The following is a 15370-nucleotide window of genomic DNA, read 5'->3' on the forward strand; positions in this document are numbered from 1 at the left end:
GCGCTTAGCAGATGCAGCGGAGAAGTTCGATCGGGTTGTTCGAGCGCTTCGTCACCCCGGAGCCGATCCGGGGTCCCGATTTTTCTCCGATGGCGGAAGAAGGTAGCGGGATCCCGGGTCGAGCCCGGGATGACGGCGGGAGCAGGTTGCCCGCGACTCCGCTGCTTCCTAAGTGGACGCTATGCCAGGCTACGGCCCCCCCGAACGATTCAACGAAGAAGCCGCCACCTTCACGATCCGCGGCAGCGACGCGCCCGATCTGGCCGCGGGCGTGGCGGCGATCCGCAACGTGCTGAAAACGCTGCCGCTCAAGCCCGGCGTCTATCGGATGCAGGATGCCAAGGGCGAGGTGTTGTACGTCGGCAAGGCGCGCGCGCTGAAGAACCGTGTCGGCAATTACGTCCAGATCGAGCGGCTGTCTAAGCGCATCCAGCGGATGGTGTCGCAGACGCGGTCGATGACGATCGTCACGACCAACAACGAGGCGGAGGCGCTGCTGCTGGAGGCGCAGCTGATCAAGCGCTATCGCCCGGCGTACAACGTGCTGCTGCGCGACGACAAGTCGTTCCCGTTCATCCTGCTGCGCGCCGACCACGATTTCCCGCGGGTGCAGAAGCACCGCGGCGCGCGCAAGGCGAAGGGCGATTACTACGGCCCGTTCGCGAGCGCGGGGAGCGTCAACAACACGCTGAACGCACTCCAGAAGCTGTTCCTGCTGCGGAGCTGCACCGACGGGTTCTTCAAGACGCGCGACCGGCCGTGCCTGTTGTACCAGATCAAGCGCTGTTCCGCGCCGTGCGTCGGGCGGATCGACGGCGAGGGCTATCGCGAGCTGGTCGGCGATGCGAAGAAGTTCCTGGCGGGCAAGACCACCGACGTGCAGGCGAAGCTCGGCGCGCAGATGCAGGCGGCGGCGGAGAACATGGACTTCGAACTGGCCGCGGTGCTGCGCGACCGGTTGAAGGCGCTGACCTTCATCCAGGGGACGCAGTTCATCAACGCGGAAGGCGTGGGCGACGCGGACATCTTCGCGCTGGCGTGCCTGGAAGGCGTGATCGGCATCCAGGCGTTCTTCATCCGCGGCGGGCAGAATTGGGGTCACCGCAGCTTCTTCCCGTCGCACACCGCCGAGGTGAGCGAGGAAGAGGTGCTGCAGCTGTTCCTGATGCAATTCTACGAGGAAGTGCCGCCGGCGCGGACGATCTTCGTCGACCGCGAGCTGCCCGAGGCGGCGCTGCTGATGGAGGCATTGTCGGAGCAGGCGAAGCGCAAGGTCGAGATCACGGTGCCGCAGCGCGGCACGCGGCGGCGGTTGCTCGACCAGGCGTCACGCAACGCCAAGGAAGCGCTGGAGCGGCGGCTGGCGGAGAGCACGACGCAGACGCGGCTCAACCGCGAGGTCGCCGAGCTGTTCGAATTGGCCGAGCCGCCCGAGCGGATCGAGGTGTACGACAACAGCCACATCCAAGGGACGAACGCGGTCGGCGCGATGGTGGTCGCGGGACCTGAGGGCTTCCGCAAGGGCCAGTATCGCAAGTTCAACATCAAGCAGGCGGCGACCGACGACGATTTCGCGATGATGCGCGAGGTGCTGACCCGGCGGTTCGCGCGCGCGCTGCAGGAGGACCCCGACCGCGACTCGGGCGAGTGGCCCGATCTGGTGCTGCTCGACGGCGGGCGTGGGCAGTTGAACGCGGCCAAGGCGGTGCTGGAGGACCTCGGCATCGAGGACGTGTGCCTGGTCGGCGTCGCCAAGGGGCCGCACCACGGGCGCGAGGGGCGCGAGGTGTTCCACCTGATGGACGGGCGCGAGTTGACGCTGCCGGTCAACGCGCCGGTGCTGTTCTACCTGCAGCGCCTGCGCGACGAGGTGCACCGCTACGTCATCGGCGCACATCGTGCGAAGCGTGCAAAGGCGATCGGCGCCAGCCCGCTCGACGAGGTGCCGGGCATTGGTCCTGCACGCAAGAAGGCGCTGTTGATGCATTTCGGCACCGGCCGCGCGGTTAGAAACGCGAGCCTGGAGGATCTGCAAAAGGCGCCCGGTGTGTCGGCGAGCGTCGCGCAGACGGTATACGACTTCTACCACGCGCATTGAGCCGAATTGTAAATTCCGGTCGCTTGTTCGGTGCCGTGCCTCGTTTAAGCTGTTCCCAGGGGTTGTTTCGGGGGATTGGTCATGCGGCGCTCGCCGTTGTTTTTCGCGTGTCTGTGCACGGCCGGGGTGGCGCACGCCGGTGACAAGCCGTTGTACCAGCCCGCGCCGACGTGGATCGCACCCGCGCCGCCGATCGACGCGACCAAGCTGACCGATGCCTCCCCCGCGCTCGTGCTGCTCGACAACCAGCAGCGGGTCGAGAACGGGCAGGTGTGGTCGTACTTCGACACCGCGACGCGCGCGTCGTCGGCGCAGGTGCTGAGCGAGATCGGCGACGTGAAGCTGCAATGGCAGCCCGCGCAGGGCGACCTGGTGATCCACCGCGCCGAGATCGTCCGGGGCGCGCAGCGCATCGACCTGCTCAAGGGCGGCCAGCCGTTCACCGTGCTGCGGCGCGAGGAGCAGCTCGACCAGCGGCAGCTCGACGGCGCGCTGACCGCGATGATGAACGCCGAGGGGTTGAGCGCCGGCGACGTGCTGCACGTGTCGTTCTCGACCACGCGGCGCGACCCGACGTTGAAGGGCGACGCGCAATTGTTTGCCGGATTGGTAACCGCGCCGGCCCAGATCGGGTTCGGGCGCGTGCGGCTGGTATGGCCGGAGAAGACCGAGCTGAAGTGGCGCAGCTACGCCGAGGGCGTGAACACGACGCCGGTGGTCAAGGATGGCTGGCGCGAACTGACGGTGCCGCTGCCGCTCGCCAAGCAGCCCGAGATGCCCGACGACGCGCCCGCGCGGTTCAAGCGAATGCCGATGCTGGAAGCGACGACCTTCGCCGACTGGGCCGCGGTGTCGAAGGTGATGGCGCCGCTCTACGCGACCGACGGTGCGATCGCGCCCGGCAGCCCGCTCGCCGCCGAAGTGGCGCGGATCAAGGCGGCGCAGGCGCAGCCGCTCGCGCGGGCGGCGTTGGCGTTGCAGTCGGTGCAGGACAACATCCGCTACCTCGTGCTCGGCATGGACACGGGCAATTACGTGCCACAGCCGGCCGCGCAGACGTGGGAGCGCCGCTACGGCGACTGCAAGGCGAAGACGCTGCTGCTGCTCGCCATGCTGCACGCGATGGACATCGAGGCGGAGCCGGTGCTGGCGAGCGCGCGGTTGCCGGGCATGGTGGCGGACCGGCTGGCAAGCCCGGGCGCGTTCGACCACGTGCTGGTGCGCGCGACGATCGGCGGCGAGAGCCTGTGGCTCGACGGCACGGGATCGGGCACGCGGCTGGCCGATATCCGCGACACGCCCGCGCTCGGCACCGTGCTGCCGGTGCGAATGGCCGGCGCGACGTTGATGCCGATCGCGCTCCACGCCGACGCGCGGCCGGAGTACGAGGTCGATCTGGCGTTGGATGACAGCGCGGGCGTCGGACTGCCCACCACGTTCAAGTTCGCGATGATCGGACGCGGAGCGGGCGCGGGCGTGCTCGCGGCGGCCAGCGCGCAGGTCGGTGCCAAGGAACGCGAGCAGATCGTCGCAAAGTTGATCATCGACATGCTCGGCGAGGCGCAGATCGTCGACCCGGTCATTAGCTATGACAGCGTCAACGCGCAGGTGCGGATTTCGGCAGAAGGACTTATCACGACGCAGTGGCGGCGCGAAGCGCGGCGGTATCGTACAACGGTCGACCGCGCGATCAACGATGTGTCGTTCGAGCCCGATCGCGCGCGTGCCGCCTGGCGCAATATCCCCGTCGCGCTGTCGGGACCCCAGACGGCGATATTCCGAACCACGGTCAAGCTGCCTGATGGCGGCACCGGCTACACGCTGGAGGGTGATCAGCGGCTCGACGGCAGTGTCGCGGGAGCGCAGGTTAGTCGCAAGGTCGCACTGAGCGGCGACACGTTGACGTTGGAGGACAGGATAGTCCGGGTAGGTGGCGAGATGCCGGCCGACCAGATCCCGATCGCCAAGGCGCGGATTGCACAGGCGCGCAACGGCATGCTGCGGCTGGTCGCACCCGTCACAATGCCTTCGCGGCCGGAAGTGGTACAGCGCGCCAAGGCGAACGGCGCCCTCGCGACGCTGGACCGCCTCTACGCCCGCATCGTTGCCAACGATCCGAAGGAAGCGACCGCCTACACGTCGCGTGCGAGCCTTCGTGCCGGTGTTTACGACCGCGCCGGTGCGATCGCCGACTACACGCAGGCGATCGCGCTCGAGCCGACCAGCGACACCTATTTGAAGCGGGCGGCGCTCTACCGTGCGCTGCGGCAGGACGGAAAGTCGCTTACAGACATCGAGGCGGCACGCACGCTCGAACCGGGCTCGGACACGGCATTGGCGATGCTCGCCTGGCACAAGGTACGGCACGGGGACGCGGCTGCAGGCATGGCGATGATCCAGGAGCGGATCGATGCCGGTGGCAAGGATGCGGCCGACTGGGCATCGATCAAGAGCGACATGCTGGCCTATCAAGGGAAGAACGACGAGGCGCTGGCGCTGCTCGATGCGACGTTGAAGGAACGGGGCGCGGACGCGGACCTGCTCAACGCGCGGTGCTGGCAGAAGGCCACCAGCAACACCGCGCTGGAGAGTGCGCTAAAGGATTGCGCGAAGGCGATCGAATTGAGCGACAGTCCGGCCGGATCGCTCGACAGTCGCGCCTTGGTGTATTTTCGCATGAACCGCCTCGATGATGCGCTGCTCGACCTAGACGCCGCAATCGATGCATCGCCGATGCAGGACGAGAGCCTGTTCATGCGCGGGATCGTCTACGCGCGTCTCGGCAAGCAGGCGGAGGCGAAACGCGACCTGGCGGCCGCGCGCTCGATCAATCCGCTGGTCGACGACGATTACAAGCGGTGGGGCATCGTGGCGCAATAGCAGCGAACGGGGCTGAGGCGTCGCGAGGGGAGACGGGCGCGTAAGCGTCGCGTTTACGTCTGACGAGTATGGAAGGCGGCCATGCCGGCCGTGTTCCTGACCATCGATACCGAGTTCGCGTGGCGGCATCATGCCGCGGGGCTGGATGCGGGGACGATCCACGCGCGCTCGGTCGAGCCGGCGGGCGTGGGTCTGGCGTGGCAGCTGGGCGTGCTGGCGAGGGCCGGGCTGAAGGCGACGTTCTTCGTCGATCCGTTGCCGGCGCTGATCTATGGTGCGCAATGGGCTCGGCGGATGGTGGAGCCGGTGCTGGCGGCGGGGCAGGAAGTGCAGCTGCACTGCCACCCGAACTGGATCGGCGCCGTCGCGGGCGATCGTGGGGCGGCGCACGGCGCGTTCGAGCTGATCGACCTGTCCGCCGACCGGCAGCGCGCGGTGCTGGCGCGCGCGATCGAGCTGCTGGTGGCGGCGGGCGCGCCGCGGCCGGTGGCGTTTCGCGCCGGGAGCTACTCGGCAAACGACGACACCTTGGGTGTGCTCGCAGCATTCGGGATCGCGTACGACAGCAGCCACAACGGCGCGCATCATCCGTGGCCGAGCGCGATCGCGCTCGATCCGGCGCAGATCGCGCCCGTCGTGCGCCGCGGGGTGGTCGAGGTGCCGGTGACGGTGATCGAGGACCGACCGGGCTGTTGGCGCAATTTCCAGATCTGCGCGCTGTCGACGCGCGAGATGCGCGCGGCGATCGACCATGCGGTGGCGCGGGACCACGCCGCGGTGACGATCGTCGGACATAGTTTCGAGCTCGCCAATCGCGCGGGCACCGCGCCCAACCGCGTCCACGTCCACCGGTTCGAGGCGTTGTGCGACATGCTGGCCGAGCGGCGCGACGTGGCGCCGACGTGCCACTTCGCCGATCGTCCGACCCTGCCGCTCGGGTGCGAGGATCGCCCGCTGGCACCCGACGCGCTGCGGCTGCGCTGGCGGCAGGCGGAGCAGCTGTGGTCGACGCTGGTGGCGGAGCGCGCGGCGTGAGCGCGAGCGCGCTGAAGCTGCAGGTCGGCGCGCGGACGCTGGTGAGCTTTCCACGGCGGCTAGTTCGGGTGGCGTGGTCGCTCGAACAGGCGTTGACGGGGCGCGGGCCGGCGATGCCGCTGCTCCAGCCGGCGGACGACGGCTATCTGGTGACCTCGCTGCCCGAGGCGGTGCCGCTCGACGCGGCGGGGCTCAGGTTCGTGCGGCAGCGCTACGTGCGCTACTTCGTCGATCTGGCGGGTGGGCGCGCGGCGTGGGCGGCGGGCCTGTCGGGGCAGGCGCGGTCGGGGTTGAAGCGCAAGGCGAAGAAGGTCGCGGGCGCGAACGGCGGCGTGCTCGACGTGCGACGCTATCGCTCGGCGGACGAGATGGCGGTGTTCCACCCGCTGGCGCGGCGGGTGTCGGCGACGACGTACCAGGAGAGGCTGCTCGGGTCGGGGTTGCCGGAGGATGCGGCGGCACTGATCGCGGCGGCGGCGCAGGACCGCGCGCGCGCGTGGCTGCTGTTCCTGGGCGAGGCGCCGGTCGCGTATCTGTGGTGCGGGGCGGACGGCGACACGCTGCGTTACGATTACGTCGGGCACGATCCCGCACATCAGGCGCTGTCGGTCGGCAGCGTGTTGATGGCGGAAGCGCTGAACGACCTGTTCGCGGATCGCTTCCGCTGGTTCGATTTTACCGAAGGCGAGGGGCAGCACAAGCGCGGGTTGGCGAGCGGCGGCGTCGCGGCCTGCGACGTGCTGCTGCTGCGCGAGACGATCGCCAACCGGGCCGCGGTGGCGGCGGTCGGTGGGTTCGACGCCGCGATGGTGGTGGCCAAGCGGTGGAGCGAGACGCCGGCGCTGCGGCAGATCGCGCGGCGGGTGCGGCGGGTCTAGCGCGGTGTGGGTTGGTCGATGCGAAGTGTTCCGTGTCGGGCCTACCCACCCCCGGCCTCTCTCTATCAGGGAGGGGAGTAAGGGGAGCGTGACCGGCGGCGGCTCGCGTCCTATCTAGCGGGCATGCACCTCGTCGCCGATGCCATCGTCCTGTCCGTGCGCGCGCACGGCGAGCACGGGGCGGTGGTGCGCGCGTTCACGCGGGAGGCGGGGGTGTGGCCGGGCTACGTCCGCGGTGGGCACTCGCGGCGGCTGCGCCCGATCCTGCAGCCGACCAACCTGGTGCGGGGCGAGTGGCGCGCGCGGACGGACGAGCAACTGCCCGCGCTGACCGTCGAGCTGATCCACAGCCGCGCGGCGATGTACGATGCGGCGCTGCCGGCGGCGGCGCTCGAGTGGGTGGCGGCGCTGACCGCCGCTGCGCTGCCCGAGGCGCAATCCTATCCGCGGGTGCACGACGCACTGTCGGGCGTGCTGGACGCGGTGGAGGCGGCGCCGACCGCCAAAGGCTGGGCGGGGGCGCTCGCGCGCTACGAGCTGCTGCTGCTCGCCGAGCTGGGGTTCGGGCTCGATCTGTCGGCGTGCGTAGCGACCGGGGCGGTCGACGACCTCGGGTACGTAAGCCCGAAGAGCGGCGGGGCGGTGAGCCGCGCGGCGGCGGCGGGGTACGAGGCGCGGCTGCTGCGGCTGCCCGCGTTCCTGACCGCGGGCGGCGAGGCCGAGTGGGGTGCGGTGATGGATGCGCTGGCGATCACCGGGCATTTCCTGGAGCGCGACGTGCTGGTCGACCGGCGGCGCGAGGCGCTGGCGGCGCGGGACCGGCTGGTCGACCGGCTGAAAAGGGCGGTTGCCTGACGCGGGCGCACGCGCCATGCGGGCGGGCATGAGCACGCCCCTGATCGCGATCCTCGCCGGCGACGGCATCGGCCCCGAAGTGACCGCGGAGGCGCGGCGCGTGCTGGACGCGCTCGAGCTCGACCTCGCGTTCGAGGAAGCGGCGGTAGGCGGCGCGGCATACCGCGCGAGCGGGCACCCGCTGCCGCCCGAGACGCTGGACCTCGCGCGGCGCGCCGACGCGATCCTGTTCGGCGCGGTCGGCGACCCCGCGTTCGACGCGCTGGAGCGCGCGTTCCGGCCCGAGCAGGCGATCCTGGGGCTGCGCAAGGAACTGGGCACCTTCGCCAATCTGCGCCCGGCCAAGATCTTCGAAGGGCTGGAGGATGCCTCCACGCTCAAGCCCGAGGTGGCGCGCGCGATCGACCTGGTGATCGTGCGCGAGTTGAACGGCGACGTGTATTTCGGCGACAAGGGCCGGCGGACCACGCCCGCGGGGCTGCGCGAGGGACACGACCTGATGCGCTACGACGAGGACGAGGTGCGCCGCATCGCGCGCGTCGGGTTCGAGACCGCGGCGAAGCGTCGCGGCCGGCTGTGCTCGGTCGATAAGGCGAACGTGCTGGAAACCTCGCAATTGTGGCGCGACGTGGTGATTGAGGTGGCGGCCGATTACCCTGAGGTCGAACTCAGCCACATGTACGTCGACAATGCCGCCATGCAGCTGGTGCGCGATCCGGGCGCGTTCGACACGATCGTGACGGGCAATCTGTTCGGCGACATCTTGTCGGATCAGGCGAGCATGTGCGTCGGCTCGATCGGGATGCTGCCGTCGGCGTCGCTGGATGCGAACGGCAAGGGGCTGTACGAGCCGATTCACGGGTCTGCGCCCGACATCGCAGGTGCGGGCAAGGCGAACCCGTGCGCGGCGATCCTGTCGGCGGCGATGATGCTGCGCCACTCGCTGGGCGAGCCGACGGCGGCGGACCGGGTCGAGGCAGCGGTGGCTGCGGCGCTCGCGAGCGGGGTCAGGACGCCCGACCTGGGCGGGGCTGCGTCGACGCGCGCGATGGGCGACGCGGTGCTCGCCGCGCTGTAGACGCGCGAAAGGTGAGGCGAAGGTGAGGCCAACGCGGCGGGTGGTTCGACGGTCGTGGCGGCGAAAGGTGAGGCCAAGGTCACGCCAACGCGCGCCGTCACGGGGACCGATCGGCGCGGAAGGTGAGGCTAAGGTGAGGCCAATGCGCGTCGTCAATGGGTCGGCGGGGGCTAGGCAGCAGGATCAAAGAGCGGGTGCGCGGCCGGGAGAACCGCTTGGGCGACGGCCCATCCGCGGCCTAGCGTGGTGTCGGTCTGTAGGACAGGCCGCCCGCGCTCACACCCAGCTGGCGAACCACGTCCAGCGGCGGAAGGCGCCGGCGTCGGTCAGCGGTTCGGCGCAGAGCACCGGCAGGAAGTAGAGCAGCAGCGCGAAGCAGACGAGCAGGTAGAGCTCGTCCCAGCCGGCGAGCCGATCGCGCCAATGGTCGAGCGCGACCGCGAGCGCGACCGTCAGGAAGATGCCGCTGGGGTAGTAATAGTAATAGAAGCCGAGCGATTTGGGGATCAGCGCCCAGATCAGCAGGCTGGCGAGCCACAGCATCGCCGGGGCGAGCAGCCGCGCCGAATCGGTCTTCGCCCAGGCCCAGAACAGCGCCGCGACCGCGACCAGCCCGCCCCACATGATCGCGGGATTGCCGATCATCCAGATGCCGCGCTGCACCCCGTCGACGGGTTCGTAGAGGTACCAGATCGGACGGCGCATCAGCGGCCAGGTCCACCAGTTCGACTGATAGGTGTGCGGCGGCAGCACCTGCGTCTGACGCGCGTACATGTCGAGCTGAAACGGGATCAGGCGCGACCAGGTCAGCGCGTCCTGCGTGTAGAAGAAGGCGGGCGCGAAGGTGAGGAAATAGGTCGCGACCGAGACGAGGCCGAGCAGCGCGACCGCGACCACGGGGTTCATTCCCGGCCAGCGGTCCGGGCGGCGGTCGCGCAGGCGGAGATAGGCGACGGCGGCGAAGGCGACGTACGGCCCGGCGGTCCACTTGCACGCGGTGGCGAGCCCGAGCAGCGCCGCGCCCGCGCACCAGCGTGCGTAGCCCGGATGGCGCATCGACCAGGCGAGCACCACCACGCCCCACAGCAGGAACGCGGCGAGGAAGGTGTCGAGCATCGCGATGCGCGCCTGCACCAGGATCGTGAACGACATCAGCGCGAGCGCGGCGCCGGTCAGGCTGGCGCGCAGGCGGCCGGTGAGCAGCTGGACGAGCGCGAACACGCCCGCGACCGTCGCCGCGCCCGCCAGCGTCGAGGCGAAGCGCCAGCCGAACGGCTCGTCGCCGAACCACGCGAGCGACAGCGCGATCAGTTCCTTGGCGAGCAGCGGATGCTCGATGTTGGTCGGGCCCGACAGGTCGCGCAGCGCGCGCGCGGCGGGGAGGTAGTGGACCTCGTCGAACACGGGCTTGTCGGGGACGCCCAGGCGGACGAGGAAGATCAGCTCGCTGAACAGCGCGACGAGCGCGCCGATCAGGAGCGGGCGGGCGAGCGGGCGTGTGCGGGGATGATGGGGGGCGGCCACGTCGGGTTCTCTCGCGTGCGGGGCGGTGGCGGGCAAGGGGCAAGATGATGAGCGAGTGGCCGGGCGTTCCGCATCGCTCAGGGACTGCCGTGTGGAGGCGCGATGGATCACCGCCTTCGCGGGGATGACGGAAGGAAAAGAAGATGGCCTGAAGGCAGCGCCGGTGACGGGTGCGAACCCGGCGATCGACGCTGGCGAGGGGTTGAGAAAGCCGGCCCGCGCGGGCATGGCGTGCGCCATGAAGCGTCGCACCGGCCAGGACCGTTCGATCACCCAGAACTGGCGTCCCGCCACCCAGGCGGTCCGCGGCGGCACCGCGCGGTCGGAATGGGGCGAGACGAGCGAGGCGCTGTTTCTCACCTCCGGCTACAGCTACGACCGCGCGGAGGACGCGGCGGCGCGCTTCGCGGGTGAGCAGTCGGGGATGACCTACTCGCGGTTGCAGAACCCGACGGTCGAGATGCTGGAAGAACGCATCGCGCTGCTGGAGGGGGCGGAAGCGTGCCGGACGATGGCGACCGGCATGGCGGCGATGACCGCGGTGCTGCTCTGCCAGCTGGAGCAGGGCGACCACGTCGTCGCGGGGCGCGCGGCGTTCGGGTCGTGCCGCTGGCTGACCGACACGCTGCTGCCGAAGTTCGGGATTGCGACCACGATCGTCGACGCGCGCGACCCACAGCAATTCGTCGACGCGGTGCGCCCCGAGACCAAGGTCTTCTTCTTCGAGACGCCCGCCAACCCGACGATGGACGTGGTCGACCTGCGCGCGGTGTGTGCCATCGCGCGCGAGCGCGGCATCCGCAGTGTGGTCGACAATGCGTTCGCGACCCCCGCGCTCCAGCGGCCGATGGATTATGGCGCGGACGTGACCGCCTATTCCGCGACCAAGATGATGGACGGGCAGGGCCGAGTGTTGGCGGGCGCGGTGTGCGGGACCGCCGATTTCATCAACAACACGCTGCTGCCGTTCACGCGCAACACGGGTCCGACCTTGTCGGCGTTCAACGCCTGGGTCGTGCTGAAGGGTCTGGAGACGCTCGACCTGCGCATTCGGCGGCAGTCGGAATCGTCGGTGCAGGTCGGCCGCTTCATGGAAGGGCGCGTGCCGCGCATCCTGCATCCGGGGCTCGCCAGCCACCCGCAGCACGAACTCGCGATGAGCCAGATGGTGGCGGCGGGGTCGATCTTCGCGTTCGAGGTCGCGGACCGCGCGCAGGCGCACGCCCTGCTCAACGCGCTGACGCTGATCGACATATCGAACAACATCGGCGACTCGCGCTCGTTGATGACGCACCCGGCGTCGACGACGCATTACGGGGTCGCGGAGGACAAGCGCATCGAGATGGGCGTGACCGAGGGGTTGATCCGGCTGAACGTCGGGTTGGAGGACCCGCTCGACCTGATCGACGACCTCGACCAGGCGCTCGCCCAGGTGGGGCTGTGACCGCAGCGTTCGTGCAGTCGATGTTCGACGTCGCGGAGACGACGCGCGGGGTGACGGTGCGCGTGTCGGTCAGCTACTTGGCCGAACAGTCGGAGCCGGCGCGCGGGCGGTGGTTCTGGGCCTATCACATCCGGATCGAGAATGCGTTCCCGGGCGCGGTGCAGCTGCTGACGCGGCACTGGATCATCACCGACGGGCGCGGCGCGCGCCACAGCGTCGAGGGCGAGGGCGTGGTCGGCGAGCAGCCGGTGATCGCGACCGGCGGCAGCTACGATTACGTGTCGGGCTGTCCGCTCTCCACGCCGAGCGGCGCGATGCAGGGCAGTTACCGCATGGTGGATGAAGCGGGCGCGACGTTCGACGTGGCGATCCCCAAGTTCGCGCTGCACGCGCCCGCGGTGGCGGGATGAAGCGCACGCACCTGCCGCTCAACGGCCTGCGCGTGCTCGACGCGGCGGCGCGCCACCTGTCGTTCACGCGCGCCGCGGACGAGCTGGCGGTGACCCCGGCGGCGGTCGGGCAGCAGGTCCGCGCGCTGGAGGATACGCTGGGCGTGGTGCTGTTCCGCCGCACCACCAAGGGGCTGGAGCTGACCGACGAGGCGGCGGCGGCGCTGGGGCCGCTGCGGGCGGGGTTCCTCAATTTCGAGGAAGCGGTGCGCGCGATGCAGGCGGGGCAATCGTCCAAGTCGCTGACGATCGCGGCACCGCGTGACCTGACGGAGAAATGGCTGCTGCCGCGGCTGGCGGAGATCGCGGGGGGTGACCCGGACCTGCGTTTCTCGCTGGTGGTGGCGGACGAGGGGCTGGATTTCACCGAAGCGAACCTCGACCTAGCGATCCGCTGGGGCGAGGGGCCGGGCGCGCTGGAGGGCGAGGCGGTCGAGAGCGACGGGCTGGTCACGGTCGAGCGGCCGGGCGGCGGCGCGGACACGCTGATCGCGTGGCCGGGATCGCCCGAAGGTGCTGCGACGCCGGTGGTGCGCGTCGGCGACGCTGGGCTGGCGATCGACGCGGCGGCGGCGGGGCTGGGACGCGCGATCGTGCCGGAGCTGCTCGCGGCGCGCGACGTGGCCGAGGCGCGGATCGCGGTGGTGGGCGCGGCGGAGCCGTCGCGCATGGGCTACTGGCTGGTCGCGCCGACGCCGCAGTGGCGGCAGAAGAAGGTGCAGGCGCTGATTGAGGCGCTGGCGGGGTAGCTCTACCCGGTTGATCGTTTCGCGTCGGACAGGTCGAGGGCGGTGTTACCCGCCCTCGGTTCAGGTCACTTCTTGCGCGCGCGCTTGGGTGCTGCGGCAGCCTCGGCGTCTTCTTCCTCGTCGTGGTCTTCCTCGCCGGCCTCGGTCAGCGCCTCGCCCAATGCCTTGAGCTTGTCCTGCGATTTCTCGGCCTTGTCCGCGATCTTGGTGGTCGCGGCACCCAGGCGGTGGAGCAGGGCGTGGACGCGGTCGGCGTCGGGTTCGTCCTTCTCCAGCTGCTTGCGAAGCGAGCCGAGGTCGCGGAGGATGCCCTTGGCACCCGACACGTCGGTGTCGGCGAGCGCGGCTTCCCAATCCTCGATCATGTCGGCGCCCTTGGCGGGCTTGGTCGTTTCGAGACCGCGATTGATCGCGTTCATCGTTGCAGCGAATTTGACGGCCATGTGAACGGATGCTCCTGCGGGCGGATGCCCGAGCGCTCAAACGAGGCGCACCCGCTAAGTGTCCGTCAGTTCTTGAGCTTCCAGCCGCGCTTGAGGAGCGTGTAGCAGAGCACGCCCATGCCGACGTCGATCGCGAGGATGACGAGGCTGCCGGTCTCGACGGGCGAGTCTGCGGTGCCGAGGAAGCCGTAGCGGAAGCCCGAGATGACGTAGAAGAACGGGTTGACGTGGCTGAACGCGCGGAACGCGGGCGCGAGGTGGTCGACCGAGTAGAAGGTGCCCGACAGCAGCGTCAGCGGCGCGATGACGAAGTTGGTGACTGCCGCTGCGTGGTCGAACTTCTCCGCCCAGATCGAGGTCAGCACGCCCGCGAAGCTGAGGAACAGGGCGCCGAGCAGGCCGAACCACAGCACCGCGAGCGGGTGCTGCGGCGCGACGTGGACGTCGGGCCATAGCGCCATCGCCAGCCACACCGCCGCGCCGACGCAGAAGGCGCGCGTCACCGCCCCGCCCGCCAGTGCCGCGAGCAGTTCCGCGGTCGACAAGGGCGGTTGCAGATAGTCGACGATCGTGCCCTGGATCTTGCCGACCAGCAGCGAGAAGCTGGCGTTGGCGAAGGCGTTCTGCATCATGCCCATGATGATGAGGCCGGGGGCGACGAAATCGGCGAAGGGCACGACCGTGCCGCCGACGCGCACTGGCGCGCGCGCGCCGTTCGCGACAGTGAAGATGACCAGGAACAGCAAGGTGGTGATCGCGGGCGCCCACACGGTCTGGAGCTGCACCTTGAAGAAACGGCGCACCTCCTTCACATAGAGGGTTCTGAGGCCGCCCCAGTTGACGTTCCGGATGACCGGGACGCCCGGTGCGTTCCTGACTGCCGATTGGACTTGGCCGATTGGGGGCTGGCTGCTCATCCCGCGTGCGGGTAGACGCTGCCGCCGTCCCCCGCAACCGGCACCGCTTGAGGAAACACACGAATGTCCTGGACCGACGAGCGCATCGACACGCTCAAGACCATGTGGGAAGCCGGCCAGACCGCTAGCCAGATCGCCGAAGCGCTGGGCGGGGTCAGCCGCAACGCCGTGATCGGCAAGGCGCACCGGCTGGGGCTGCAATCGCGCCCGTCGCCCGTGGTGAGCAAGGAAGAAGCGCGCCAGCAGGCGGCCGCGGCGGCGGCGCAGGCAGCGGCAGCGGGGGCAGCGCAGGACACGGCTTCGTCGGATGACAGCGCGACGGTCGCCGAGCCCGCGGAGCGAACTGCGCCGGCCGAGGTGGCGGCGATCGCGCCCAGCCCCGAGCCGGTGTCGGCCGCTAGCGAACCGGTCGCGGTGGAACGCGCGCCCGAGCCCGAGCCGGTGGTCGAGGACGACGCGCCCGCCGCGGAGGTCGACGAGGCGGAGGAGGACGAGGACGACGCGCCCGTCGCCGCGCCGGTGCGCGAGCGTCTGGTCGAGCAGCAGCCGGTGCTCCGCTCGGTCGGGCCGGGCGGCTTCGTGCGCCAGTCGCCGGGCGAGCAGCAGGCACCGAGCACGCCCGCGCCGCCGCGCCGGCTGGTGCCCGCGCGCACCGCGCCGGAATATGCCGACAAGACCTCGCTGCTCGACCTGAGCGACAAGGTCTGCAAGTGGCCGCTGGGTCACCCGGGCGAGCCCGACTTTCATTTCTGCGGCGAGAAGGTGAACCCCGGCTTCCCGTACTGCGTCACGCACTGCGGCCACGCGTACCAGGCGCAGCTGCCGCGGCGCGACCGGCGTGCGGCGCCGCTGCCGTTCGGCGGGCCGCGGATGCGCTGACGCGCGCTTCGACGGCGCCCGCGTGAGGCAATTGCGAAGGGTCGGTCCAATCCGGAGGGTTGGGCCGGCCCTTCGCGCGTGAACAGCTACGTAAATTCAATAGTATCGCGTCGCTAGCCGGTTCCCCAACTGCAAGCCGAG

The 15370-nt window shown here is 70.0% G+C and carries 13 protein-coding genes; 10 read left to right on the plus strand and 3 right to left on the minus strand.

Annotation, left to right across the window (positions count from 1 at the left end):
* Nucleotides 1-181: 181 nt before the first annotated feature.
* From uvrC to leuB, 6 genes are all read left to right on the plus strand, one after another.
* On the plus strand, nt 182-2098 hold the full coding sequence (gene uvrC / locus ACFDS6_RS05695) for an excinuclease ABC subunit UvrC (protein ID WP_375271150.1): 1917 nt from the start codon (nt 182-184) through the stop codon (nt 2096-2098).
* 81 nt (nt 2099-2179) lie between these two features.
* The gene (locus tag ACFDS6_RS05700; protein ID WP_375271151.1) at nt 2180-4978 is read left to right on the plus strand and encodes a DUF3857 domain-containing protein; all 2799 of its coding nucleotides are present in this window, start codon (nt 2180-2182) and stop codon (nt 4976-4978) included.
* Between the two features lie 81 nt (nt 4979-5059).
* On the plus strand, nt 5060-6013 hold the full coding sequence (locus ACFDS6_RS05705) for a polysaccharide deacetylase (protein WP_375271152.1): 954 nt from the start codon (nt 5060-5062) through the stop codon (nt 6011-6013).
* A complete protein-coding gene (locus ACFDS6_RS05710) occupies nt 6010-6891 on the plus strand; it encodes a GNAT family N-acetyltransferase (RefSeq protein WP_375271153.1) in 882 nt (293 codons plus the stop codon). Before ACFDS6_RS05705 ends, ACFDS6_RS05710 begins: the two co-directional genes overlap by 4 nt.
* Nucleotides 6892-7014: 123 nt before the next feature.
* Nucleotides 7015-7746, plus strand: coding sequence for a DNA repair protein RecO (gene recO, locus ACFDS6_RS05715; RefSeq protein ID WP_375271154.1), 732 nt, complete (start codon nt 7015-7017; stop codon nt 7744-7746).
* A 28-nt stretch (nt 7747-7774) separates the two neighbouring features.
* Nucleotides 7775-8824: a 3-isopropylmalate dehydrogenase gene (gene leuB / locus ACFDS6_RS05720; RefSeq protein ID WP_375271155.1), complete on the plus strand. Its 1050-nt coding sequence runs from the start codon at nt 7775-7777 to the stop codon at nt 8822-8824.
* A gap of 276 nt (nt 8825-9100) precedes the next feature.
* Here the strand turns inward: leuB and ACFDS6_RS05725 are convergent, their stop codons facing one another.
* Complete coding sequence (locus tag ACFDS6_RS05725; protein WP_375271156.1) at nt 9101-10348, minus strand: glycosyltransferase family 39 protein; 1248 nt, start codon at nt 10346-10348, stop codon at nt 9101-9103.
* A 238-nt stretch (nt 10349-10586) separates the two neighbouring features.
* Between ACFDS6_RS05725 and ACFDS6_RS05730 the strand changes: the two genes are divergently transcribed.
* Genes ACFDS6_RS05730 through ACFDS6_RS05740 form a run of 3 tightly spaced genes read left to right on the plus strand, consistent with a single transcriptional unit; the run spans nt 10587 to nt 12990 of the window.
* Nucleotides 10587-11792: a trans-sulfuration enzyme family protein gene (locus tag ACFDS6_RS05730; protein ID WP_375271157.1), complete on the plus strand. Its 1206-nt coding sequence runs from the start codon at nt 10587-10589 to the stop codon at nt 11790-11792.
* Between the two features lie 20 nt (nt 11793-11812).
* On the plus strand, nt 11813-12202 hold the full coding sequence (gene apaG / locus ACFDS6_RS05735; protein WP_375271192.1) for a Co2+/Mg2+ efflux protein ApaG: 390 nt from the start codon (nt 11813-11815) through the stop codon (nt 12200-12202).
* Nucleotides 12199-12990, plus strand: coding sequence for a LysR family transcriptional regulator (locus ACFDS6_RS05740; RefSeq protein WP_375271158.1), 792 nt, complete (start codon nt 12199-12201; stop codon nt 12988-12990). Before apaG ends, ACFDS6_RS05740 begins: the two co-directional genes overlap by 4 nt.
* A 65-nt stretch (nt 12991-13055) precedes the next feature.
* Here ACFDS6_RS05740 and ACFDS6_RS05745 read toward each other — a convergent pair whose 3' ends face one another.
* Nucleotides 13056-13433 carry a hypothetical protein gene (locus ACFDS6_RS05745; RefSeq protein ID WP_375271159.1) on the minus strand — a complete coding sequence of 126 codons (378 nt, stop codon included), beginning with the start codon at nt 13431-13433 and terminating at the stop codon, nt 13056-13058.
* 65 nt (nt 13434-13498) lie between these two features.
* The gene (locus ACFDS6_RS05750; protein ID WP_375271160.1) at nt 13499-14350 is read right to left on the minus strand and encodes an ABC transporter permease; all 852 of its coding nucleotides are present in this window, start codon (nt 14348-14350) and stop codon (nt 13499-13501) included.
* A gap of 63 nt (nt 14351-14413) precedes the next feature.
* On the opposite strand from ACFDS6_RS05750, the gene ACFDS6_RS05755 reads away from it, so the two are divergent.
* Nucleotides 14414-15229: a GcrA family cell cycle regulator gene (locus ACFDS6_RS05755; RefSeq protein WP_375271161.1), complete on the plus strand. Its 816-nt coding sequence runs from the start codon at nt 14414-14416 to the stop codon at nt 15227-15229.
* Nucleotides 15230-15370: the final 141 nt, after the last annotated feature.

The organism is Sphingomonas sp. (assembly GCF_042095875.1).
Lineage (GTDB): Bacteria > Pseudomonadota > Alphaproteobacteria > Sphingomonadales > Sphingomonadaceae > Sphingomonas.